This is a genomic window from Nocardiopsis sp. iso_238, assembly GCF_056173325.1.
Window position 1 is genome coordinate 5,549,722 of the sequence record NZ_CM149668.1, and the last position, 18,233, is coordinate 5,567,954.

Annotated in this window: 16 protein-coding genes; 2 read left to right on the plus strand and 14 right to left on the minus strand. The window is 70.4% G+C overall.

Annotated elements, in window-relative coordinates:
• Positions 1-106: 106 nt before the first annotated feature.
• The 6 genes from AC0VYL_RS25020 to AC0VYL_RS25045 all read right to left on the minus strand — a co-directional run bounded on the left by AC0VYL_RS25020 (position 107) and on the right by AC0VYL_RS25045 (position 7,637).
• Positions 107-1,267 (minus strand): acetoin utilization protein AcuC, encoded by a 1,161-nt coding sequence (locus AC0VYL_RS25020; RefSeq protein ID WP_475456481.1) that lies wholly within the window; start codon positions 1,265-1,267, stop codon positions 107-109.
• 225 nt (positions 1,268-1,492) lie between these two features.
• Complete coding sequence (locus tag AC0VYL_RS25025) at positions 1,493-3,040, minus strand: tetratricopeptide repeat protein (protein WP_475463250.1); 1,548 nt, start codon at positions 3,038-3,040, stop codon at positions 1,493-1,495.
• Positions 3,041-3,650: 610 nt separating this feature from the next.
• Positions 3,651-4,445 (minus strand): pyrroline-5-carboxylate reductase, encoded by a 795-nt coding sequence (gene proC, locus AC0VYL_RS25030; RefSeq protein WP_475456483.1) that lies wholly within the window; start codon positions 4,443-4,445, stop codon positions 3,651-3,653.
• A 107-nt stretch (positions 4,446-4,552) separates the two neighbouring features.
• Positions 4,553-5,491, minus strand: coding sequence for a sugar phosphate isomerase/epimerase family protein (locus AC0VYL_RS25035; protein WP_378738719.1), 939 nt, complete (start codon positions 5,489-5,491; stop codon positions 4,553-4,555).
• 186 nt (positions 5,492-5,677) lie between these two features.
• Positions 5,678-6,292 carry a C40 family peptidase gene (locus AC0VYL_RS25040; RefSeq protein ID WP_475481639.1) on the minus strand — a complete coding sequence of 205 codons (615 nt, stop codon included), beginning with the start codon at positions 6,290-6,292 and terminating at the stop codon, positions 5,678-5,680.
• A 415-nt stretch (positions 6,293-6,707) separates the two neighbouring features.
• Complete coding sequence (locus AC0VYL_RS25045; protein ID WP_475481640.1) at positions 6,708-7,637, minus strand: SGNH/GDSL hydrolase family protein; 930 nt, start codon at positions 7,635-7,637, stop codon at positions 6,708-6,710.
• Positions 7,638-7,826: 189 nt separating this feature from the next.
• Between AC0VYL_RS25045 and radA the strand changes: the two genes are divergently transcribed.
• Positions 7,827-9,215, plus strand: a complete 1,389-nt coding sequence (gene radA, locus AC0VYL_RS25050; RefSeq protein ID WP_475481641.1) for a DNA repair protein RadA — start codon at positions 7,827-7,829, stop codon at positions 9,213-9,215.
• A gap of 4 nt (positions 9,216-9,219) precedes the next feature.
• On the opposite strand, the gene AC0VYL_RS25055 is transcribed toward radA, so the two are convergent.
• Together AC0VYL_RS25055 and AC0VYL_RS25060 are read right to left on the minus strand one after the other, a co-directional pair.
• Positions 9,220-9,618 (minus strand): SSI family serine proteinase inhibitor, encoded by a 399-nt coding sequence (locus AC0VYL_RS25055; RefSeq protein ID WP_475456491.1) that lies wholly within the window; start codon positions 9,616-9,618, stop codon positions 9,220-9,222.
• A gap of 102 nt (positions 9,619-9,720) precedes the next feature.
• Complete coding sequence (locus AC0VYL_RS25060; RefSeq protein ID WP_475463252.1) at positions 9,721-10,407, minus strand: hypothetical protein; 687 nt, start codon at positions 10,405-10,407, stop codon at positions 9,721-9,723.
• 144 nt (positions 10,408-10,551) lie between these two features.
• Between AC0VYL_RS25060 and AC0VYL_RS25065 the strand changes: the two genes are divergently transcribed.
• Positions 10,552-11,427, plus strand: coding sequence for an HhH-GPD family protein (locus AC0VYL_RS25065; protein WP_475456493.1), 876 nt, complete (start codon positions 10,552-10,554; stop codon positions 11,425-11,427).
• Positions 11,428-11,465: 38 nt separating this feature from the next.
• Here the strand turns inward: AC0VYL_RS25065 and AC0VYL_RS25070 are convergent, their stop codons facing one another.
• The 6 genes from AC0VYL_RS25070 to AC0VYL_RS25095 form a co-directional block, all read right to left on the minus strand.
• On the minus strand, positions 11,466-12,104 hold the full coding sequence (locus tag AC0VYL_RS25070; RefSeq protein WP_475483574.1) for a DUF3105 domain-containing protein: 639 nt from the start codon (positions 12,102-12,104) through the stop codon (positions 11,466-11,468).
• Positions 12,105-12,578: 474 nt separating this feature from the next.
• On the minus strand, positions 12,579-15,083 hold the full coding sequence (locus tag AC0VYL_RS25075; RefSeq protein ID WP_083927449.1) for an ATP-dependent Clp protease ATP-binding subunit: 2,505 nt from the start codon (positions 15,081-15,083) through the stop codon (positions 12,579-12,581).
• 790 nt (positions 15,084-15,873) lie between these two features.
• A complete protein-coding gene (locus AC0VYL_RS25080) occupies positions 15,874-16,212 on the minus strand; it encodes a histone-like nucleoid-structuring protein Lsr2 (RefSeq protein ID WP_017542917.1) in 339 nt (112 codons plus the stop codon).
• 216 nt (positions 16,213-16,428) lie between these two features.
• A complete protein-coding gene (locus AC0VYL_RS25085) occupies positions 16,429-16,710 on the minus strand; it encodes a hypothetical protein (RefSeq protein WP_475456498.1) in 282 nt (93 codons plus the stop codon).
• A gap of 449 nt (positions 16,711-17,159) precedes the next feature.
• Positions 17,160-17,741, minus strand: a complete 582-nt coding sequence (locus AC0VYL_RS25090; protein ID WP_475481642.1) for an amino-acid N-acetyltransferase — start codon at positions 17,739-17,741, stop codon at positions 17,160-17,162.
• Between the two features lie 122 nt (positions 17,742-17,863).
• The gene (locus tag AC0VYL_RS25095) at positions 17,864-18,187 is read right to left on the minus strand and encodes a LuxR C-terminal-related transcriptional regulator (protein WP_475456502.1); all 324 of its coding nucleotides are present in this window, start codon (positions 18,185-18,187) and stop codon (positions 17,864-17,866) included.
• Between the last annotated feature and the right edge of the window lie 46 nt (positions 18,188-18,233).

An 18,233-nucleotide genomic window follows, 5' to 3' on the forward strand; every position in this document is an offset into this window, starting at 1 on the left:
TATTCATCACCTTCCTACCCGCTGAACGCGCGCCACGCCGCCATCCCGGAGATTTCACCGTGGCGTGACCCGTCGGCGGCGCCGGAGGCGGGGCGGAGGGAACCGGTCAGAGGGTGGGGTCGATCCCGTGACTCGGGAAGACGGCGGTGCGGGTCGCGTGGATGGCCCGGTCGACGGGGTCCCCCGGGTCGTAACCCTGCTCGAAGGGGGTGAAGGAGACCCCCCGGCCGTCGGTCATGTAGAGCGGGGCCAGCTCGCCGGTGCGCTGGCGCACGAAGTCGCGCCACCCCTGCGGGGTCTCGCGGTCCGGGTCGATCGGCGATCCCGCCGCCTCCGCGAGGAGGTGGGTCCAGGCACGGGGCACGACGTGGACGAGACCGTAGCCGCCGCCCCCGAACAGCAGCCAGCGGCCGCCCGCCGTCTTGCGCGCCAGCTTGTGGAGCTCCTCGTAGGCCCGGCGCTGGCCGTCCACGCTGAGCGTGAGGTTGGCGAGGGGGTCGAGGGCGTGGGTGTCGCAACCCTGCTGGGTCACCAGGATCTCGGGCTGGAACTCGTGCAGCAGGGGCGGGACCACGGCGTCGAAGGCGCGGTGCCAGCCGGTGTCCCCGGTCCCGGCGGGCAGGGGGACGTTGACGGCGTAGCCCTCGGCGTTGGGGCCGCCGACCTCCGAGGCGTGTCCGGTGCCCGGGAACAGGGTCGCCGGTGACTCGTGGAGGCTGATGGTGAGGACCCGGGGGTCGTCGTAGAAGGCGTTCTGGACGCCGTCCCCGTGGTGGACGTCCACGTCGACGTAGGCGACGCGCTTGGCGCCCTGCTCCAGGAGCCAGGCGATGGCCAGCGCGGGGTCGTTGTAGACGCAGAACCCCCACGCGTTGCCGTGCATGGCGTGGTGGAGGCCGCCCGCGATGTTGGCGGCGTGCGCGCTCTCGCCGGTCCACACGGCTCTCGCGGCGGCCACCGAGGCGCCCGCGATCAGCGCGGAGGCCTCGTGCATGTGCGGGAACACGGGGTTGTCGGTGGTGCCGAGCATGTGGGTGTCGTCGGGCTCCAGGGTCCGACCGGCCCGCTTGACCGCCTCGACGTAGGCGGGGTCGTGCACCAGGGAGAGGAGTTCGTCGGAGGCCGGTTCGACGTCCAGGAAGTCGACCCCGGCACCGTCGAAGACGCCGAACTCGCGGCTGAGCGCCATGGTCAGCTCGACCCGGATCGGCGCCATCGGGTGTTGCGGCCCGAAGTCGTAGGCGGTGAGTCCGTCGTCCCATGCCACCCGAAGCGAGCAGGACGTGCGCCCTCCCATGTGGTGACCCCCGTTTCAGGTGTGCGTGCTCCGAAGCACACAGTACGCAAGGCCGGGCCCGGGCAGAACCCCGGGTCCGGTTCGTTTCCCGGGCGCTCCCGGCGGGGACGCGCACCCGAGGAGACGGGAACGGCCCCGGAGGGGGTCCCTCCGGGGCCGCGGGGCCCATGGCGGCGGTCCCGCCGCCGCGCGTGCCTAGCTGTTCTCCATCTTGTAGTAGCAGGACTTGTAGGTCTCGCCCGCCTTGAGCTTCTTGGTGCCGTGGAGGGGCTTGCCGAGGCCGGTCTCGGTGGAGGTGATCATCAGCCGGTACTCGCCCGGGTCGAGCTCGACCTTCATGACCTCGCCCTCGTCGAAGCAGGAGTTGCCGGTGGGCGGCGAGGAGTAGACCTCGCAGCCCTCACAGGCCTCGGTGAACTCCTCGCCGTGGACCGCGTCCGGGCCCACGAACATGAAGTGCATCTCCTCCGGCGAGTTGTTGGTGAACTCGATGACGACCTTGTCGCCGTTGCCGGTGCTGTACGGGCTCATGTCCTCGATGGAGGAATCACCGAAGATGGTCCTGCGGTCCATCTCCTGCTCGATGCGGCCGGCGCCGATGTGCTTGGTGAGCTTCTCGACGTCGTCGGCCTCGTGGTCGGGGTAGTTGGCCTCCAGGAACTCGACGGTCTCGTCCGCGTCGTCGAGGTCACCGGAGTCCACCTGGGCCCAGCCGCAGTTGAGGGCGGCGTCGGGGCGCTCCTCCTCGATGCGTTCCGCGATGTCGGGCGCGGCGTCCCAGGTGAGGTCGTCGAACATCCCGATCTGGTCGAAGGCCGAACACCAGTTCTCCGCCTGGTAGTCGCCGGTGGCCAGGTCGTACAGCTCGACGAGGGCGTCGGGCACCTGGGCGGCGGACGGGGTGTCGGAGAAGTCCTCCGCGACGAAGGCGTAGGTCTCCTGCGCCTTCCGGAAGGCCTCGCTGACCTCGTCGGTCACGGTTCCGCTGTAGGACTCGTCCGCGTCGGCGGCGAGCTGGGCGGCGTAGTCGAAGTGGATCTCCGCGATGCTGCCGTCGGTGTCCTCCCAGCGGGCGCCGGCGTGCGCGAAGTAGTCGGTGTAGGACTCCAGCGCGTGGTCGTAGGCCTCGTTGGCGACGTCGGACTGGGCCCGGCTGAGGATCTCGCAGGCCTCGCTGCCCGCGCGGGCCCGGCTCATCAGGGACGGCGACATGGAGAGCTGGAAGCCGCCCTCCACCTGTCCGTAGGTGTCGATCGCGCTGTCGCAGTCGCCCTGGGCGTGGGCGGCGTCCGCGACGCGGAGCCGCCACTCGCCGGTCTGCCAGACGCCGACCAGCGAGAGCGCCATGACCACGACGAGGCAGGCGGCCAGGACGACCGGCTTGCCCGTGGCCCGGGGCTCCTCTCCGCGCGCCATGAGGCGGCGGTCGTGCTTGCGGCCCGCGAGGAGGCCGTGCACGACGGTGACCAGGACCCAGCCCAGGAGAACCGGAACCCAGGTGAGCAGGTTGTCGGCCGCGCCCATGAGGGCGGCCGTGACCAGCAGGCCGACGGTGACGGCCAGGTTGATCCCGAAGAACACCCAGCTGCGCAGGTAGAAGTAGCCCGCACCGACACCGGACAGGTTGAGCAGCGCGGCGCGCAGCCCCGCCTTGGACTTGAGGAGGCCGAGCGGGGGCAGGGGCGGCGGCGGTCCGCCGAACTGACCGGCGGGCGGGCCGGGGGGCATACCGCCGGGCGGCATCCCACCGGGGGGCATGCCGCCGGGCGGCGGGCCTCCCGGGGGCGGGCCGAAGGGCGGGTTGCCGCCGGAGGGGGTGCCGACCGGGGGCGGGCCGCCGAACTGTCCGGGAGGGGGCCCACCCGGACCGGCGGGACCGTTCGGTCCGCCGGGAGCACCGGGGCCATTGGGGCCATTGGGGCCGCCGGGAGCACCGGGACCGTGGGGACCGCCGGGGGGCGGTCCGCTCGGGGCCTGCCCCATCGGGGGCGGCCCACCGGGCGGCGGGCCTCCGGGAGGCCGGCCCACGGGCGGCGGCTGGCCGCCGGACGGGGTCGGGGCGGCGGGACCGCTTCCCGGTGCGGGACCGCCGACCGGGGTCTGCGGGCCGCTCGGAGCGGGGGGAGGTGTCGCGGACCCGGGCTGGCCCGGGAAGTTGGACGGGTCAGAAGGGGGTTGAGGAGTTGTCATGGGGCCCCGGAATCAGTGAGGGGAAGACGTACGGAGTCGAGGAGGGAAGAGGGGACGAGCCCTCTTATCCCGACTTTATTCGTCAGGTAGGACGCAATGTCCGACGCCCCGCGACCAGAGCCGCCAGGAAATCCATCTGTGATTTACGTCACAAACAAGGCGTCTAGCTCTCCGACAGCGCCCTGCTGCGGTCCCGCGCCGCCTCGATCGCGTCCGTGAAGGCCGTGCGCACCCCGTGTCGTTCCAGCTCACGGAGAGCGGCCGCCGTGGTCCCTCCGGGTGACGTGACGGCCTCCCTCAGGACCACCGGGTGCTCCCCCGAACCGTCGAGCATGGCCGCGGCGCCGGTGATCGTCTGCCCCACGAGGCGCTCCGCTGTGACCCGGGGCATACCCATGGCCACACCGGCCTCGATCATGGTCTCCGCGATGAAGTAGAAGTAGGCCGGTCCGCTGCCGGAGATGGCGGTGACCGTGTCCATGTGCTGCTCACCGACGCGCAGTACCTCACCGACGGCGCCCAGCAGCTCCTCGGCGCGGTCCAGGTGCTCGCCCCCGGCGTAGGCCCCTCCGGCGACGGCCGTCATGCCCCGGCCCATGAGCGCCGGGGTGTTCGGCATCGCGCGCACCACCGGCACGCCCGAGGGCAGGTGGTTCTCCATCACGGCGGTGGTCAGCCCGGCGGCCACCGAGATGACCAGGTGCTCGCCGGACAGGTGCGGAGCGAGGTCGTCCAGCAGGGCCAGCATGTCCTGGGGTTTGAGGGCGAGCAGCAGGGTGCCCGCCCGCTTGGCGGCGTCCTCCGCCGGAACCGTCTCGACCCCGTGGCGGGCGCGCAGCTCCGCCGCGTGCTCCTCGCGCGGCTCCGTGACGAGCACGTCCTCCGGGGCGTGGCCCTGGGCCAGCAGCCCGGCGAGCAGCGCCTCGCCCATCTTTCCTGCGCCGATGATCGCGATCATTAGGGGTCCTCTCTGCGCGTTCCCTCCACGCTAGCGGCCCGGAGGCTCCCGCGCCGCCTCGCGTCCCACGGAGTGGACACCCCGGGGAGGGGCCCGGCCCCGGCCGGTCAGCCCTGGTCGGGAGTGCCCTCGTCGTCCACCGCTCCCCCGGGGTCGACCGAGAAGCGCCGGGGCGGGGACTGGGGGCGCCCGCGCAGCAGCGCGATGCGTTCGCGTCGGCCCAGCGTGGGCTCCGGCTCGGGCGGACCCTGCGCGAAGTGCAGCCGGGTGAAGGCCAGCGCCTCGGCCAGCTCACGCAGGCGCGCCTCCCGGTCCACCGCCTTGCGGGTGCTCACCTCCAGCACCAGCTGCCCCTCGTAGCCGGTTCCCGCGAGGTGTTCGAGCAGCTCCGCCACGGGCTGGCTGCCGCGTCCGGGGATCAGGTGCTCGTCCAGGTTCTGGCCGCCGAAGCCGTCGGCCACGTGCACGTGGGAGAGCCGGTCGCCCAGCCGCCTGGCCATGTCCATCGCGTCGGACCCGGACATGGCGGTGTGGGAGAGGTCGAGGGTGACGTCCGGGTAGTCCCGGTCGAGCGGGTTCCAGCTCGGCGCGTAGGGGACGACCTCGCGCTCGCGCACCCGGACCGGGTACATGTTCTCGACGGCGAAGACCACGTCGGTCTCCTCCTGCATGCGGGCCACGCCGTTCTCGAAGTCACGGGCGTACTCGCGCTGCCAGCGGAAGGCCGGGTGCACCACGATCGTCGAGGCGCCCAGTGCCTCGGCCATCTCCTTGGACCGGACGAGCTTGCCCCAGGGCTCACGGCCCCACACGCGCTGGGTGAGGACGAGACACGGGGAGTGGACCGCGGTCACGGGCATCTGGTGATAGTCCGAGAGGCGCCGCAGGAGTTCGATGTCCTGGCTGGCCGGGTCGGAGGAGACGAGGACCTCAACGCCGTCGTACCCCAGCTTCGCGGCGATCTCGAACGCGGCCGGGGTCTTCTCCGGGTAGACCGACGCCGACGAGAGGACCACGGGCGCGTCTGGGACCTGGATAGGGCTCACGCCTCCCAGACTATGCGCTCCACGGCGATCCGGGGTGGGCGGGCGTGTGAACACGGCGTGGCGGGGCCCCTCCGGACGGAACGGGCGGGACGCGCGGGACCGGAGGGACGGCCGTTCCCCGGCACTCGGGGAACGGCCGTCGGAGCGACACCGGCGCGCCTCGCGACGCGGCGCCGGGGCGGCGGGTCAGAGCCGCACGGCACCGGCGAGGTCGTGGCGGGTCACGTCCCGCTCGGCGATCTTCCCGCCGGAGCTCGGGGCGTCGATCATGCGGTCCCCGCCGAGGTAGATCGCGACGTGGTAGGCGTATCCCCCGCTGTCGGTCCAGTACAGGACGTCGCCGCGGCGCGCGTTGGAGTAGCTCACCCGGGTCCCGGAACCGACCTGGTCCTGGGCCACGCGGGGCAGGCTCACACCGGCCTGCTCGAAGGAGTGCTGCACCAGTCCGGAGCAGTCGAAGGAGTGGGGTCCGGTCCCGCCCCAGGCGTAGGGCTTGCCCTTCTGGGACTCGGCGGCGGTGACGGCCTTCTCCACGTCGGTGGAGGCCAGGGACTGGTGGACGCGCTCGCGGTCCTGGGAGTGCGCGGGGCCCCGTGACGGGGCGGCCGTGGCGTCGTCTCCCGGCCGGTCGATCTCGGCCTGCGCGGGGGCTCCCCCGGCGGCGAGGGTCGCGGCCGCGAGGGCGGTGGCGAGGAGTGCGCGCCGCGATCGGCGGCGCGTCCGGGCGGATGCGGCCTGCCGCCCCGTGTTCGTGGTGGAACGGCAGGCCCGCGCTGGCTCGTGGTGCCGAGGTTTTCGCATGACGTGGTGCTCCTGGTCCGTCGGGGCAGCCCGCGCCACTGTGACGCGGGTCTCCCTGCCGCCAACACACCACCATTCGTCACACAGACACCAAGGAAAATCACTCTCCGTGGCCCAATCCGTCCCCAAAGACGGTAAAGACCACATGACCTCGGCAGGCATACCGGTCATCGAACCATCAAACGACCGCCTGCCCGCCGAGGTCGACTACCGTCCGTCGACCACGTCCCTAGGGAGTGTTTTTGGATGCTTTCGCCGGTGGCGGCGGAGCCGCCATCGATGCGAGCGGCCGTCCAGGCAATCTCTCGCAAGACGATGAGTGAAGGTCAGCCCGGGTTTGGCTGTCCGAGCTTCATCGGCGCAGTGAGAGGCAGCCTGGTGGTCGCGAGCGCGGAATGATCCAAAAAAACACGACCTAGGGCTGCGGGACGTTCAGGGCGGACCGCACGAAGTCGGTCGTCGCCGCCATGCCGAGGTTGTTCGGGTGGATCGGCGCACCGTCCTCTGGGATCAGACCCTCGACCCAGCGGGTGCTCGAACCCTGGCAGACGTCGTGGCCGCGCTCGAAGGTGTCCACGAAGACCGCCCCCTGGGCCGTGGCCTCCTCCTGGAGCATCGCGTTGAGCTTGGTCTGCGCGGCGTCGAGGAACGGGACGTCACCCCGGGAGATCGGCGTGCTCGGCCAGCAGCCCCCGCTCTCCGGGAGGATCTGGAGGTAGCCGACGCTGAGGACCGTGGCGTTCGGGCTGCGCTCCGCGATGTCCGCGTACACCCCCGAAACCTCGCCCCGCAGGCCCTCGATCCGCTGGTCGAGCTCATCGCCGTAGTGGTCGGCGCAGGGGCTGCCCAGCGGGTTGGTCAGACTGCGCTTGGCGCACTCCATGAGGACCTGGGAGAAGCCGAAGTCGTTGCCCGCGATCCCCACCGTGACCAGGTCGGTCTCGGGCCGCAGCGCGTCCAGCTGGGGCGGGGTGTCGTCGAACTGGGCCTCGTAGAGGTGGCTCATGACCGCGCCCGAACAGCTGACGTCGGTGAGGTCGGTGATCCCCAGCTCCTCAGCGAGGCGCTTGGGGTAGTTGACCGAGGACTGCATGCAGCCGAGGAGCGGCATGTTGGCCTGGGCCTGGACGAGCGGACCGGCGACGAAGGAGTCACCGATGGCCACGTAGTGCTCGAAGGCGGCCGACTCGGCCTCCTCCGCGGCGACGGGCGCGGTCGCCAGCGAGATCCCCATGGCCGCGAGGGCCAGCGGGGCCGCGAGGCGGGCGAGGCGGCGCAGCCCGCCGGGGCGGCCACCGCCTCCGGGGGAACGGGGGATTGCGGGGGTTCGGTTCGTACGGAACACGAGGGGTTTCCTCTCTCCAAGGAGCGGGGGCACAGGAGTGTTCTGCCATGGGGCGAGGGTGACTCTCCCCACACATTCTCTAACATGACCTACCAAATCCTTGACCTAACCGGTAGGTAACTTTCTTGTGTTCCCTGAGGGCCCCGGTTCCCCCCGGGCCTGTCCCCCGCAGCCGTTAGCGTGGCGACCATGGCAAAAGCAGCGAAGACGACGTTCCGGTGCGCCGAGTGCGGATGGACCACCCTCAAGTGGGTGGGACGCTGCGGCGAGTGCCAGGCCTGGGGCACCGTCGAGGAGGCCGGAGCCCCCGCTCCCATGGCGGTCGCGGCCGCCCCGGTGACCTCCCGGGCCCGCCCCATCACCGAGATCAGCGTGGAGAGCGCCGAGGCGGTGCCCACCGGGGTGGACGAACTCGACCGCGTCCTGGGCGGCGGCGCGGTGCCCGGCGGCGTCGTCCTCCTCGCGGGAGAGCCCGGGGTGGGCAAGTCGACCCTCCTCCTGGAGGTCGCGGCCATGCGCGCCGCCAAGGCCCCCGTCCTCTACGTGACCGGTGAGGAGTCGGCCGGGCAGGTCCGGCTGCGCGCCGAACGCCTCGGAGCCCTGTCCGACCAGCTCTTCCTCGCCGCCGAGACCTCCGTGGCCACCCTGGCCAGCCACGTCGACGCGGTGGCGCCGCAGCTGCTGATCGTCGACTCGGTGCAGACCATGGTCTCCCCCGAGGCCACCGGCGTCCCCGGCGGCGTCACCCAGATCCGGCAGGTCACCGGCGCGCTCATCCAGATCGCCAAGGAGCGCGGCATCGCCACCGTGCTGGTCGGCCACGTCACCAAGGACGGCTCGATCGCCGGTCCCCGCCTCCTGGAGCACCTGGTGGACGTCGTCCTCCACTTCGAGGGCGAGCGCCACTCCCAGCTGCGCCTGCTCCGCGCGGTCAAGAACCGCTACGGGCCCACTGACGAGATCGGCGTCTTCGAGCTCACCGAGAAGGGCATCTACGGTCTGCCCGACCCCAGCGGGCTCTTCCTCACCGAACGGACCGACCCGGTGCCGGGCACCTGCGTCACCGTCACCCTGGAGGGACGGCGACCCCTGATCACGGAGGTGCAGGCGCTGGTCGCGCCGACCCCCCTCCCGGCTCCCCGCCGCGCGACCTCGGGCCTGGACACCTCGCGGGTGAACATGATCCTCGCGGTGCTGGAGAAGCGCACCGGCATGAAGCTGGCCAACATGGACGTGTACGCCTCGACCGTGGGCGGGGTGAAGCTGGGCGAGCCCTCCGTGGACCTGGCCCTGGCCCTGGCCGCCGCCAGCTCCAACAACGACGTCGCCCTGCCGAGCGGCTTCATCGCGATCGGTGAGGTGGGGCTGGCCGGTGACGTGCGCAGCGTGAACGGCGTGCGCCGCCGGGTCGCGGAGGCCCAGCGCCTGGGCTTCACGCAGGCGGTGGTGCCCAAGCACTTCGGCGACCCGGTCCAGGGAATCCGCGTGCACGAGGTGGAGGAGCTGAGCGAGGCCCTCTCCTGGGTGGAGCGACGGGGGCGGCGGCGGGGCGCCGCCCGTGGCTCCTCCGAGGAGTGACGGCCTAGAAGTCGAAGATCACGCCCTTGGCGTTGGCCAGCGCGCACGCGTTGCCGAAGGTCTCCTCGTAGTCCTCGGCGCCGCTGACCCGGACGGTGACCGGACGGTACTCCATGGTGCAGGCGCCCTCGGGCGTGGCCCGCACACTGGCGATGTCGCCGTGCCGGGAGATGAGGTCGCAGGCCTCGTCGGCCCGGGGGTGCTCGCCGCCCGCCGGGTCGCACTCCAGGCTGGCCTGCCGGGCCCAGCTCGTGGCGGTGTCACCGCTCTTCTCGACGGCGCCGAAGACCTCGAGCGTGTAGACGCTCCTGCGCTCTTCGTCGGCGGCGGCGGGCGCGGTCGCCGTCACGGCGAAGGCGACAGCGGCGGCGGCACAGGTCAGGGCGGTGGCGATGCGATTCACTGGGAACTCCCGGGACGACAACAAGGTTCGACACGAATAGTAGCCACACGGTGACGATGAGTTGTGTGTTTTGTGTGAACCCGTCCCGACCCGGGAGCTGAATCAGGCTTTGAGCTGGAACACGAGCTGGTCGACGCTGCCGACGAGGTCCCCGCGCAGGTTGGCCTTGTACCAGCCCGGCTGCGCCTTGGCACCGCCGTCGCGGCAGTCGGTGAAGGAGCGCTCCAGGTCCCAGCTGAGGGTGTACTCGTGCGGGCGGCCCTGGGTGAGCTGGCGCTCCTCCTTGCCGTTGCCCTCGACGCAGTCGGCGGAGGAGTAGATCCGGTCCTCGCCGGAGTCCAGCCTGAGCTCGATCGCCTCCGGCCCCACGTCCACGGTGCAGGTCTGCTCGGCCACGTTGACCACGGTCACCTTGAACTCGGGCTTGGCGCCGCCGCCGAACACCTCCCGCTCCTTCTCCGCGAAGTCGAAGGTGACCACGACGTCCTGCGGGCGGCAGTGGTCCTCGGGGCGCTCCGGGGCCGCGGCCTCGGCCGAACCGTCACCGGATCCGCCCTCGGAGTCCTCCTTGCCCCCTTCGCCCTCGGAGGGCGAGGCGGACGGGGACGCCGACGGGGAGGGTGAGGCGGAAGGATCCGCGTCCTCTTCCTCGGTTTCGGCGTCGGAGGGCTCCTCGGCTGGGACACTGGAGGAGGCCTCGGGCTCCTCGATCGCCGCCTGGGAGCCCGCTGGCTCGCCTTCGTCGGAGGTGTTCCGGAACGCGAGCGCGACCAGGGCGAACACCAGCATCGCGCCGGCCAGTACGAAGGCGCGTCGCTTCCAGTAGGTCTCACGGCTGACGGGTGCTGGTTGTCCGGTACTTGACGCCATGGGCCGTAGTATTGCGGTTTTGCGTGCCACCCACCTACTCAACCCGCCGATTTCCCGTTAAAGATGAGCGATAACCCTTACAGCACCGCCGTTCTGGCGTGGTACGAGACCAACGCGAGGGACCTGCCCTGGCGCCGCCCCGAGGCCACGGCCTGGTCCATCCTGGTCAGCGAGATCATGCTCCAGCAGACCCCCGTCGTGCGGGTGCTCCCCGCCTGGGAGGCCTGGATGGAGCGCTGGCCCACCCCCGCCCACCTGGCCAAGGAGCCGTCCGGCGAGGCGGTCCGCATGTGGAACCGGCTCGGCTACCCGCGCCGGGCCCTGCGCCTGCACGCCTGCGCCGTGGCCATCACGGAGGAGCACGGCGGCGAGGTCCCCGACGACCACGCGACCCTGCTGTCGCTCCCGGGGATCGGCGCGTACACGGCGGCGGCGGTCGCGAGCTTCGCCTACGGGCAACGGCACGCCATTCTGGACACCAACGTGCGCCGGGTCCTGGCCAGGACCGAAACCGGGATCGAGTACCCGCCGAAAACCCAGACCAAGGCGGAGACCTCTCTGGCCGAGACGCTCCTGCCGCCGACACCCTCCGTCGCGGCCCGCTGGGGCGTGGCGGTGATGGAGCTGGGCGCCCTCGTCTGCACGGCCCGCTCGCCGCGCTGCGCGGACTGCCCCATCGCCGGGCAGTGCGCCTGGAAGCTCGCCGGGAAGCCCGCGTACGACGGCCCGCCCCGGCGCGGACAGACCTACGCGGGCACCGACCGCCAGGTCCGCGGCAAGCTCCTCGCCGTGCTGCGCGCCTCCCGCGAACCGGTGGTCAAGGACGCCCTGGACGCGGTCTGGGACGACGGCGTCCAGCGTGAGAGGGCCCTGGACGCCCTGGTCTCCGACGGTCTGGTCGACCCCCTGGACGACGGCCGCTACGCCCTGCCCGGCTGACCGGTGGGCCCCGGTCCGGTGCCCACCGGTGGGCACCGTCAGTCCATCCGGGCGTCGACCTCCCCGGCGCCCTCGGCGTCGAACTCCGCCTGCGTGCCGTCGAAGGCGCCGCTGCACGGAGCCCCCGGCTCCGGGGCGTCCGGGCTCTGCTCGTACTCCAACAGGAAGTCCGTCAGACGCGGGTCGGCGGGGTCGTCCAGCGTGAGCTGGGCGCCCCAGGCCGAGGCCACCACCGGTGAGGGCAGGTCCTCCATCGGGCTGACCAGCACGTAGGAGCCCGGTGTGTGGTGCGCGGTCAGCGTCGCCAGTTCGTCGTCGGACAGACCGGGGTCGTGGGTGATCCACACCGCCCCGTGCTCCAGGGAGTGCACGGCCGCCTCGGTCAGGACCGGCTCGTCGTACACCCCGCAGTTCTGCCAGAAGTTGTAGTGCTCCCCGCCCACCGGCGGGAACTGGGCGTAGTCGACGGTCTCGCCGGTGTCCACGTGGTTCTTGGACAGCCCCTCGAAGGTCTCGACCCCGTCGGGGCGCGCGCCGCCGCCCGTCCCGGAGCCCTCCGACCCGGAGCCCTCCGGGCCGCTCGCCTCGTCCGACGCCCCGGCGCCGCCGTACAGCCAGGCACCGCCGAGCGCCGCGCCGCCCACCAGGACCACCGCCAGGATGACACCGCCGACGATGAGCCACGGCACCGCCGACCGGCGGCCCGGCTGGGGCGCCGACGCCCCCGGGTACCCGTGCGGCGGATATCCGGGCGGAGGCGGGCCCTGCGGAGGCTGTCCCGAAGCGAAGCCGGGCGGCGAACCCGGGTACTGGGGCGGGTACCCCTGCCCGGGCGGACCCTGCGGGTACTGGCCCTGAGGGGGATACGGCGGCGGCGGACCCTGCGGCAGGGGGCCGGGAGGCGGGCCCTGACCCGCCGGAGGCCCCTGAGAGGCGTCGTGCGGCCCCGAGGGGCCTTGCGGGAACGAGGAGCCGAGGGGCGCCGACTGCGGCGGCAGGGAGCCGTCCGGACGGGGTTCGTTTGGATTGGCCACGGACGGCACCCTAGCGTCCGGGTGCCCGCCCCCGCTCCCGAAAACGACGACGGGGGCACCCCCCGAAGGGATGCCCCCGTCCTCAGACCACCGCCGGTCCGCGACCGGCGGGCGTCACTACTCGCCCTTGGCGGCGGACTCCACCTCGGGGGTGTCCGGCACCGCGGCGGGCTTCGGAACACCCTTGAAGGTGAACTTGGCGTCCGTGCCCTCGCCCTCGGCGTCGATCACGACGATCTGACCCGCCTTGATGTCGCCGAAGAGGATCTTCTCGGAGAGCTGGTCCTCGATCTCCCGCTGGATCGTGCGACGCAGCGGCCGCGCGCCCAGGACCGGGTCGAACCCGCGCTCGGACAGGATCTGCTTCGCCTTGGGGCGGAGCTCGATGCCCATGTCCTTCTCCTTGAGCCTGTTGTCCAGGCTCGTGATCATCAGGTCGACGATCTGGAAGATCTCCTTCTCGGTCAGCTGGTGGAAGACGATGACGTCGTCCACACGGTTGAGGAACTCCGGCCGGAAGTTGGTCTTGAGCTCCTCGCTGACCTTCGCCTTCATCCGCTCGTAGTTGGTGTTGGCGTCGTCCTCCTTGGCGAAGCCCATGGCCTGGCCCTTGGAGATGTCCCGCGTACCCAGGTTGGTCGTCATGATGATGACCGTGTTCTTGAAGTCGACGTTGCGACCCTGGGCGTCGGTGAGACGACCCTCCTCCAGCACCTGGAGCAGAGAGTTGAAGATGTCGTTGTGGGCCTTCTCGATCTCGTCGAACAGGACCACGGAGAACGGCTTGCGGCGCACCTTCTCGGTGAGCTGGCCGCCCTCCTCGTACCCGACGTAGCCGGGGGGCGAACCGAACAGCCGCGAGACCGTGTGCTTCTCCATGAACTCGGACATGTCCAGCTGGATCAGCGAGTCCTCGTCCCCGAACAGGAACTCGGCCAGGGTCTTGGACAGCTCGGTCTTACCCACACCGGACGGACCGGCGAAGATGAACGAACCACCGGGGCGCTTGGGGTCCTTCAGACCGGCGCGGGTACGGCGGATCGCCTGGGAGAGCGCCTTGATGGCGTCCTCCTGGCCGATGACCCGGCGGTGCAGCTCGTCCTCCATGCGCAGCAGGCGCGAGCTCTCCTCCTCGGTCAGCTTGAAGACCGGAATGCCGGTGGACGCGGCCAGGACCTCGGCGATGAGCTCCTCGTCGACCTCGGCCACGACGTCCATGTCGCCGGCCTTCCACTCCTTCTCCCGCTGCGCCTTCTTGTTGAGCAGCTGCTTCTCGTCGTCGCGCAGGGACGCGGCCTTCTCGAAGTCCTGCTCGTCGATGGCCGACTCCTTGTCGCGGCGCACCCCGGCGATCTTCTCGTCGAACTCGCGCAGGTCCGGCGGAGCGGTCATCCGGCGGATGCGCATCCGCGAACCGGCCTCGTCGATGAGGTCGATCGCCTTGTCCGGCAGGAAGCGGTCGCTGATGTAGCGGTCGGCCAGCTGCGCGGCGGCCACGAGGGCGCTGTCCGTGATGGAGACCCGGTGGTGGGCCTCGTAGCGGTCACGCAGGCCCTTGAGGATCTCGATGGCGTGCGTGATCGTCGGCTCGTCCACCTGGATCGGCTGGAAGCGGCGCTCCAGCGCGGCGTCCTTCTCCAGGTACTTGCGGTACTCGTCGAGCGTGGTCGCGCCGATGGTCTGGAGCTCACCCCGGGCCAGCATGGGCTTCAGGATGGAGGCGGCGTCTATGGCACCCTCCGCCGCGCCCGCTCCGACCAGCGTGTGCAGCTCGTCGATGAAGAGGATGATGTCACCGCGGGTGCGGATCTCCTTGAGCACCTTCTTGAGGCGCTCCTCGAAGTCACCGCGGTAGCGGCTGCCCGCGACCAGGGCGCCCAGGTCCAGCGTGTACAGCTGCTTGTCCTTGAGCGTCTCGGGGATCTCACCCTTGACGATCTTCTGGGCCAGGCCCTCGACCACGGCGGTCTTACCGACACCGGGCTCACCGATGAGCACCGGGTTGTTCTTGGTGCGCCGTGAGAGCACCTGCATGACCCGCTCGATCTCCTTGTCCCGACCGATGACCGGGTCGAGCTTGGACTCGCGCGCGGCCTGCGTCAGGTTGCGGCCGAACTGGTCCAGCACCAGCGAGGTGGAGGGGGTGGACTCGGAGGAGGCGCCGGTGGCCTGCGGCTCCTTGCCCTGGTACCCGTGCAGCAGCTGGATGACCTGCTGGCGGACACGGTTGAGGTCCGCGCCGAGCTTCACGAGGACCTGGGCGGCGACGCCCTCGCCCTCGCGGATCAGGCCCAGCAGTATGTGCTCGGTACCGATGTAGTTGTGGCCGAGCTGAAGCGCCTCGCGCAGCGACAGCTCAAGGACCTTCTTGGCGCGCGGGGTGAAGGGAATGTGTCCCGACGGCGCCTGCTGGCCCTGACCGATGATCTCCTCGACCTGCTGCCGAACCGCTTCGAGGCTGATACCAAGGCTCTCCAGAGCCTTGGCGGCGACGCCCTCACCCTCGTGGATGAGGCCGAGCAGGATGTGCTCCGTACCGATGTAGTTGTGGTTGAGCATCCTGGCTTCTTCCTGAGCCAGAACCACCACTCGCCGCGCGCGGTCGGTAAACCTCTCGAACATGTCTCGTCGCTCCTCTACAGAGCGGTCAGGCAGGGACGGCGATGACCGACCCGACTCTTCCGCATATAGGCCCCACAGGGATTAACCGCCCCGGGGAGCACTGTCGCACCCGCCCACCCTTCCGGCTGCTGCCGACAGGGTGGACGTCTCCGTACGGCCGACCGCAGCCGTCCGTGCCAGAGACTTTCCCCGACGATAGGGCGTTCACCCAACATCCAACTACCAATTGGCGCGTCAGATTTCCCTGTACGCCGAAGGCGAACGGCCCGGGACTCCCATCCATCACGAGAGTGCCCGGGCCGCACGTGCGTAAGCCGGATTATCGGCTCTAAGCGAACAAGCGGAAGCCGTGTTGTTCTTCAAGCGGAAATGGTCCGAACCATCTCCCGGAGTGACCCTGGTGACCCGGGTCGACCCGCGTGCGTGCCACCCCGGCGGCGGGCCGGGGGCCGAATCTCCTCGCGCTCGCGGGCTTCTCCTCTACTGCGCGGAACCGTGCCGCGCCCTCGCGCCGGTGAACCTCGCCGCCCCGTGGGCGGGGGTCCCGCGCGTGTCACGCCACCCGCGCCCTCCGCCGTCGGTGACGACGGGGACCGCGGTCGCCGGTCCGACACCCGCCCGGGCTCGGGCCGGGGCCCGCACCCACAGGAACCTCAGGCCCCTCGTCCCGGTGTCACAGGCCCGATCCGACGGGCCTCGGGACGAACGGGTCCGGGGCTCGGCCCCGCTGAGGCGTGGGCGAAATATCGACCAGACCACCCCTATTCCGCCGCGCTGGGCGGCGGCAAACCTAACCCTTGACGGCCTCGTATTCGGCGACGATGGCAGCGGGGATACGGCCGCGCTCATTGACGGGCTTCCCGGCGGCCTTCGCCCAGGCGCGAATCTCGGCGCTGCGCTCACGGCTGGGAGCATTCCGGGTGCCGCGACGAGCGGTACCGCGGGCCTGCTTCGCGGGGGCCTTGCGGGAGGCCTCAATGAACGGAGTAAGAGCCTCACGGAGCTTGGCGGCATTACCCGCGCTGAGGTCGATTTCGTACGTCGATCCATCGAGACCGAACGTCACCGTCTCCTCGGCCTCGCCGCCGTCGAGGTCGTCGACCAGGAAAACCTGGACCTTCTGTGCCATGGAATCAAACCTTTCAGCAGAGCGGTGTCTCCACACCTGAATATAAAGCTATCTCGCGAGAACGCGAAAGACAATTCCCGGCGTGCCAGAAATCACCTGGACCCGGATCGGCGGGATTCGGGGTCGCCGGAGCAGCGCGGGGCCGACGAGTTGGCCCGCACACGCTGACCCCCAACGCGCTGGGCGCCGGGGACCGGGTTCAGCCAGGCACCGTATCTAACGAGCCTCGGATTCGGTACGTTCCCCATCCTGGGCAATCGGCGTCTCGCTCGTCGCCTTGGTCTCCTCGACCCCGGCCGCGCCGTTGTCGACGGCGGCCTCCTCACCCTTCGCCTCGTCGCTGACCAGGCTTCCGTCCATCCTGCGCGGCGCCATCTCCTTGCGCAGCAGCTTGATGACGAAGGCACAGAACACGGTCGCGACAACCACGGGCGGGATGAGCGCGGACAATACGTCGATCAGTCCAGGGGGAAGCACCGATGACAAAAAGTCACCCATCGAAGCGGCCTACCCTTCCTGGTTGTTACTTATTGCAGCAAATACCCGACTCAGTGTCGGGTCTGCGCTGGGGGATGGCGCTCCGGCACCGCCGGGCAAACGCATACCAGACATCATAGACATCGTTTGCCCCCGGCTTGACACCGGACGTACCGAAGATGGCCCTTCAAAGCCTGATGGTGGCCAATGTCCGGTCGTCTGTTCCAGCCGGCGCGCGGAAGACCTCGGCCACGGAGACGGACGATCGCGGACGGTGTCCCACAAATCCGGGATCCCGAACGTCCCGTCGTCACTTCAACCGGGGAACCGGCGATCCTGACGGACGCAGGTACACATTACCTGCCTTGTTCCACACCCATACCACCCGGTGCGGTTAAGGACCTACGTCCATCGGGGGATGCGGCGTACCGTTCCGAAGGCCAAGCTCGCCCTATCCGGACCGAAAACCTTTAGCCCGACACGCTTGCCGGACTGCCGTCGAGGTGCACAAGCATCCGGGTGTTCCCCAGGGTGTTGGGTTTGACCCGCTCCAGGTCAAGGAATTCCGCCACGCCCTCGTCATAGGAACGCAGGAGTTCCTCGTAGACACGGAACGGGACCGGGGTGCCCTGGATCGGGGCAAAGCCGTGTTTGGCGAAGAAACCGGTCTCGAATGTCAGACAGAACACACGGCGCACGCCCAACTCACGTGCCGTGTCCAGCAGTTCGGTCACGATTCGGTGTCCGACGCCGAAACCGCGCAGGGAGGGGTCCACGGCGACGGTGCGCACCTCCGCGAGGTCCTCCCAGAGGACGTGGAGGGCGCCGCAGCCGACCACCCGGAGTTCACCCTCCGGCGCGGCCTCCTCGCCCGGAGCCGGGTCGGGAGCGCTCTCCGCCTCGGCCACCCAGAACTCCTGGATGTCCTCGTAGAGGTTGACCGTGCTCTTGGAGAGCACGCGGCGGTCGACGGAGTAGGTGTCGACGAGGCGGCGGATGTGGGTGACGTCGCGCGTCCTGGCGCGACGGACCCGGACATGACGAACGGGCATAGCCGGACCAGACTACGCCCAAGCGACCTCCCGCCGGAACGCTCCTCATCCGGTGGGGGCGGCTCGGTCTGCTGAACCGGTATGCCCGCGGTGTCTCCCGGCGGCCGCCGGGTGGCGTCAGATCAGATGAGCTGACGCCTCGCGGCCCACACGACCGCCTCGATGGGTGTGTTCACGCCCAGCACGTCGCAGATGTTGCGAATGCGACGTCGCAGGGTCCGGGCGCTGAGTTCGAGGTGCCGAGCCGCCACCTCGGTGGTGACACCGGTGGCGATCTCCGCGAGCAGTTCGAGCTCCTCGTGACTCAGCTCGACCGGCGCGTAGGGGCCGCTGAGCGTGTTCTCCCGCGAGCGGGCCTGCAGGGGAACCACGTTCTCCCTGTGCTCCCGCGGCGCGAGGGTGTTCTGGTCCTCAACGGTACGTCGTACGAGTGTGGCCTGTTCCACTCCGTCCTCCCTCATCCATGTGAGTGCGGAACATCAACTCGTCACC

Coding starts and splice junctions, on each gene's coding strand:
- AC0VYL_RS25025 (WP_475463250.1), bottom strand. CDS start 3,040: ATGCCGCCCGGCGGTATGCCCCCCGGCCCGCCCGCCGGTCAGTTCGGC.
- proC (WP_475456483.1), bottom strand. CDS start 4,445: ATGATCGCGATCATCGGCGCAGGAAAGATGGGCGAGGCGCTGCTCGCC.
- AC0VYL_RS25040 (WP_475481639.1), bottom strand. CDS start 6,292: ATGCGAAAACCTCGGCACCACGAGCCAGCGCGGGCCTGCCGTTCCACC.
- radA (WP_475481641.1), top strand. CDS start 7,827: ATGGCAAAAGCAGCGAAGACGACGTTCCGGTGCGCCGAGTGCGGATGG.
- AC0VYL_RS25060 (WP_475463252.1), bottom strand. CDS start 10,407: ATGCTGGTGTTCGCCCTGGTCGCGCTCGCGTTCCGGAACACCTCCGAC.
- AC0VYL_RS25065 (WP_475456493.1), top strand. CDS start 10,552: ATGAGCGATAACCCTTACAGCACCGCCGTTCTGGCGTGGTACGAGACC.
- AC0VYL_RS25075 (WP_083927449.1), bottom strand. CDS start 15,083: ATGTTCGAGAGGTTTACCGACCGCGCGCGGCGAGTGGTGGTTCTGGCT.
- AC0VYL_RS25080 (WP_017542917.1), bottom strand. CDS start 16,212: ATGGCACAGAAGGTCCAGGTTTTCCTGGTCGACGACCTCGACGGCGGC.
- AC0VYL_RS25085 (WP_475456498.1), bottom strand. CDS start 16,710: ATGGGTGACTTTTTGTCATCGGTGCTTCCCCCTGGACTGATCGACGTA.
- AC0VYL_RS25090 (WP_475481642.1), bottom strand. CDS start 17,741: ATGCCCGTTCGTCATGTCCGGGTCCGTCGCGCCAGGACGCGCGACGTC.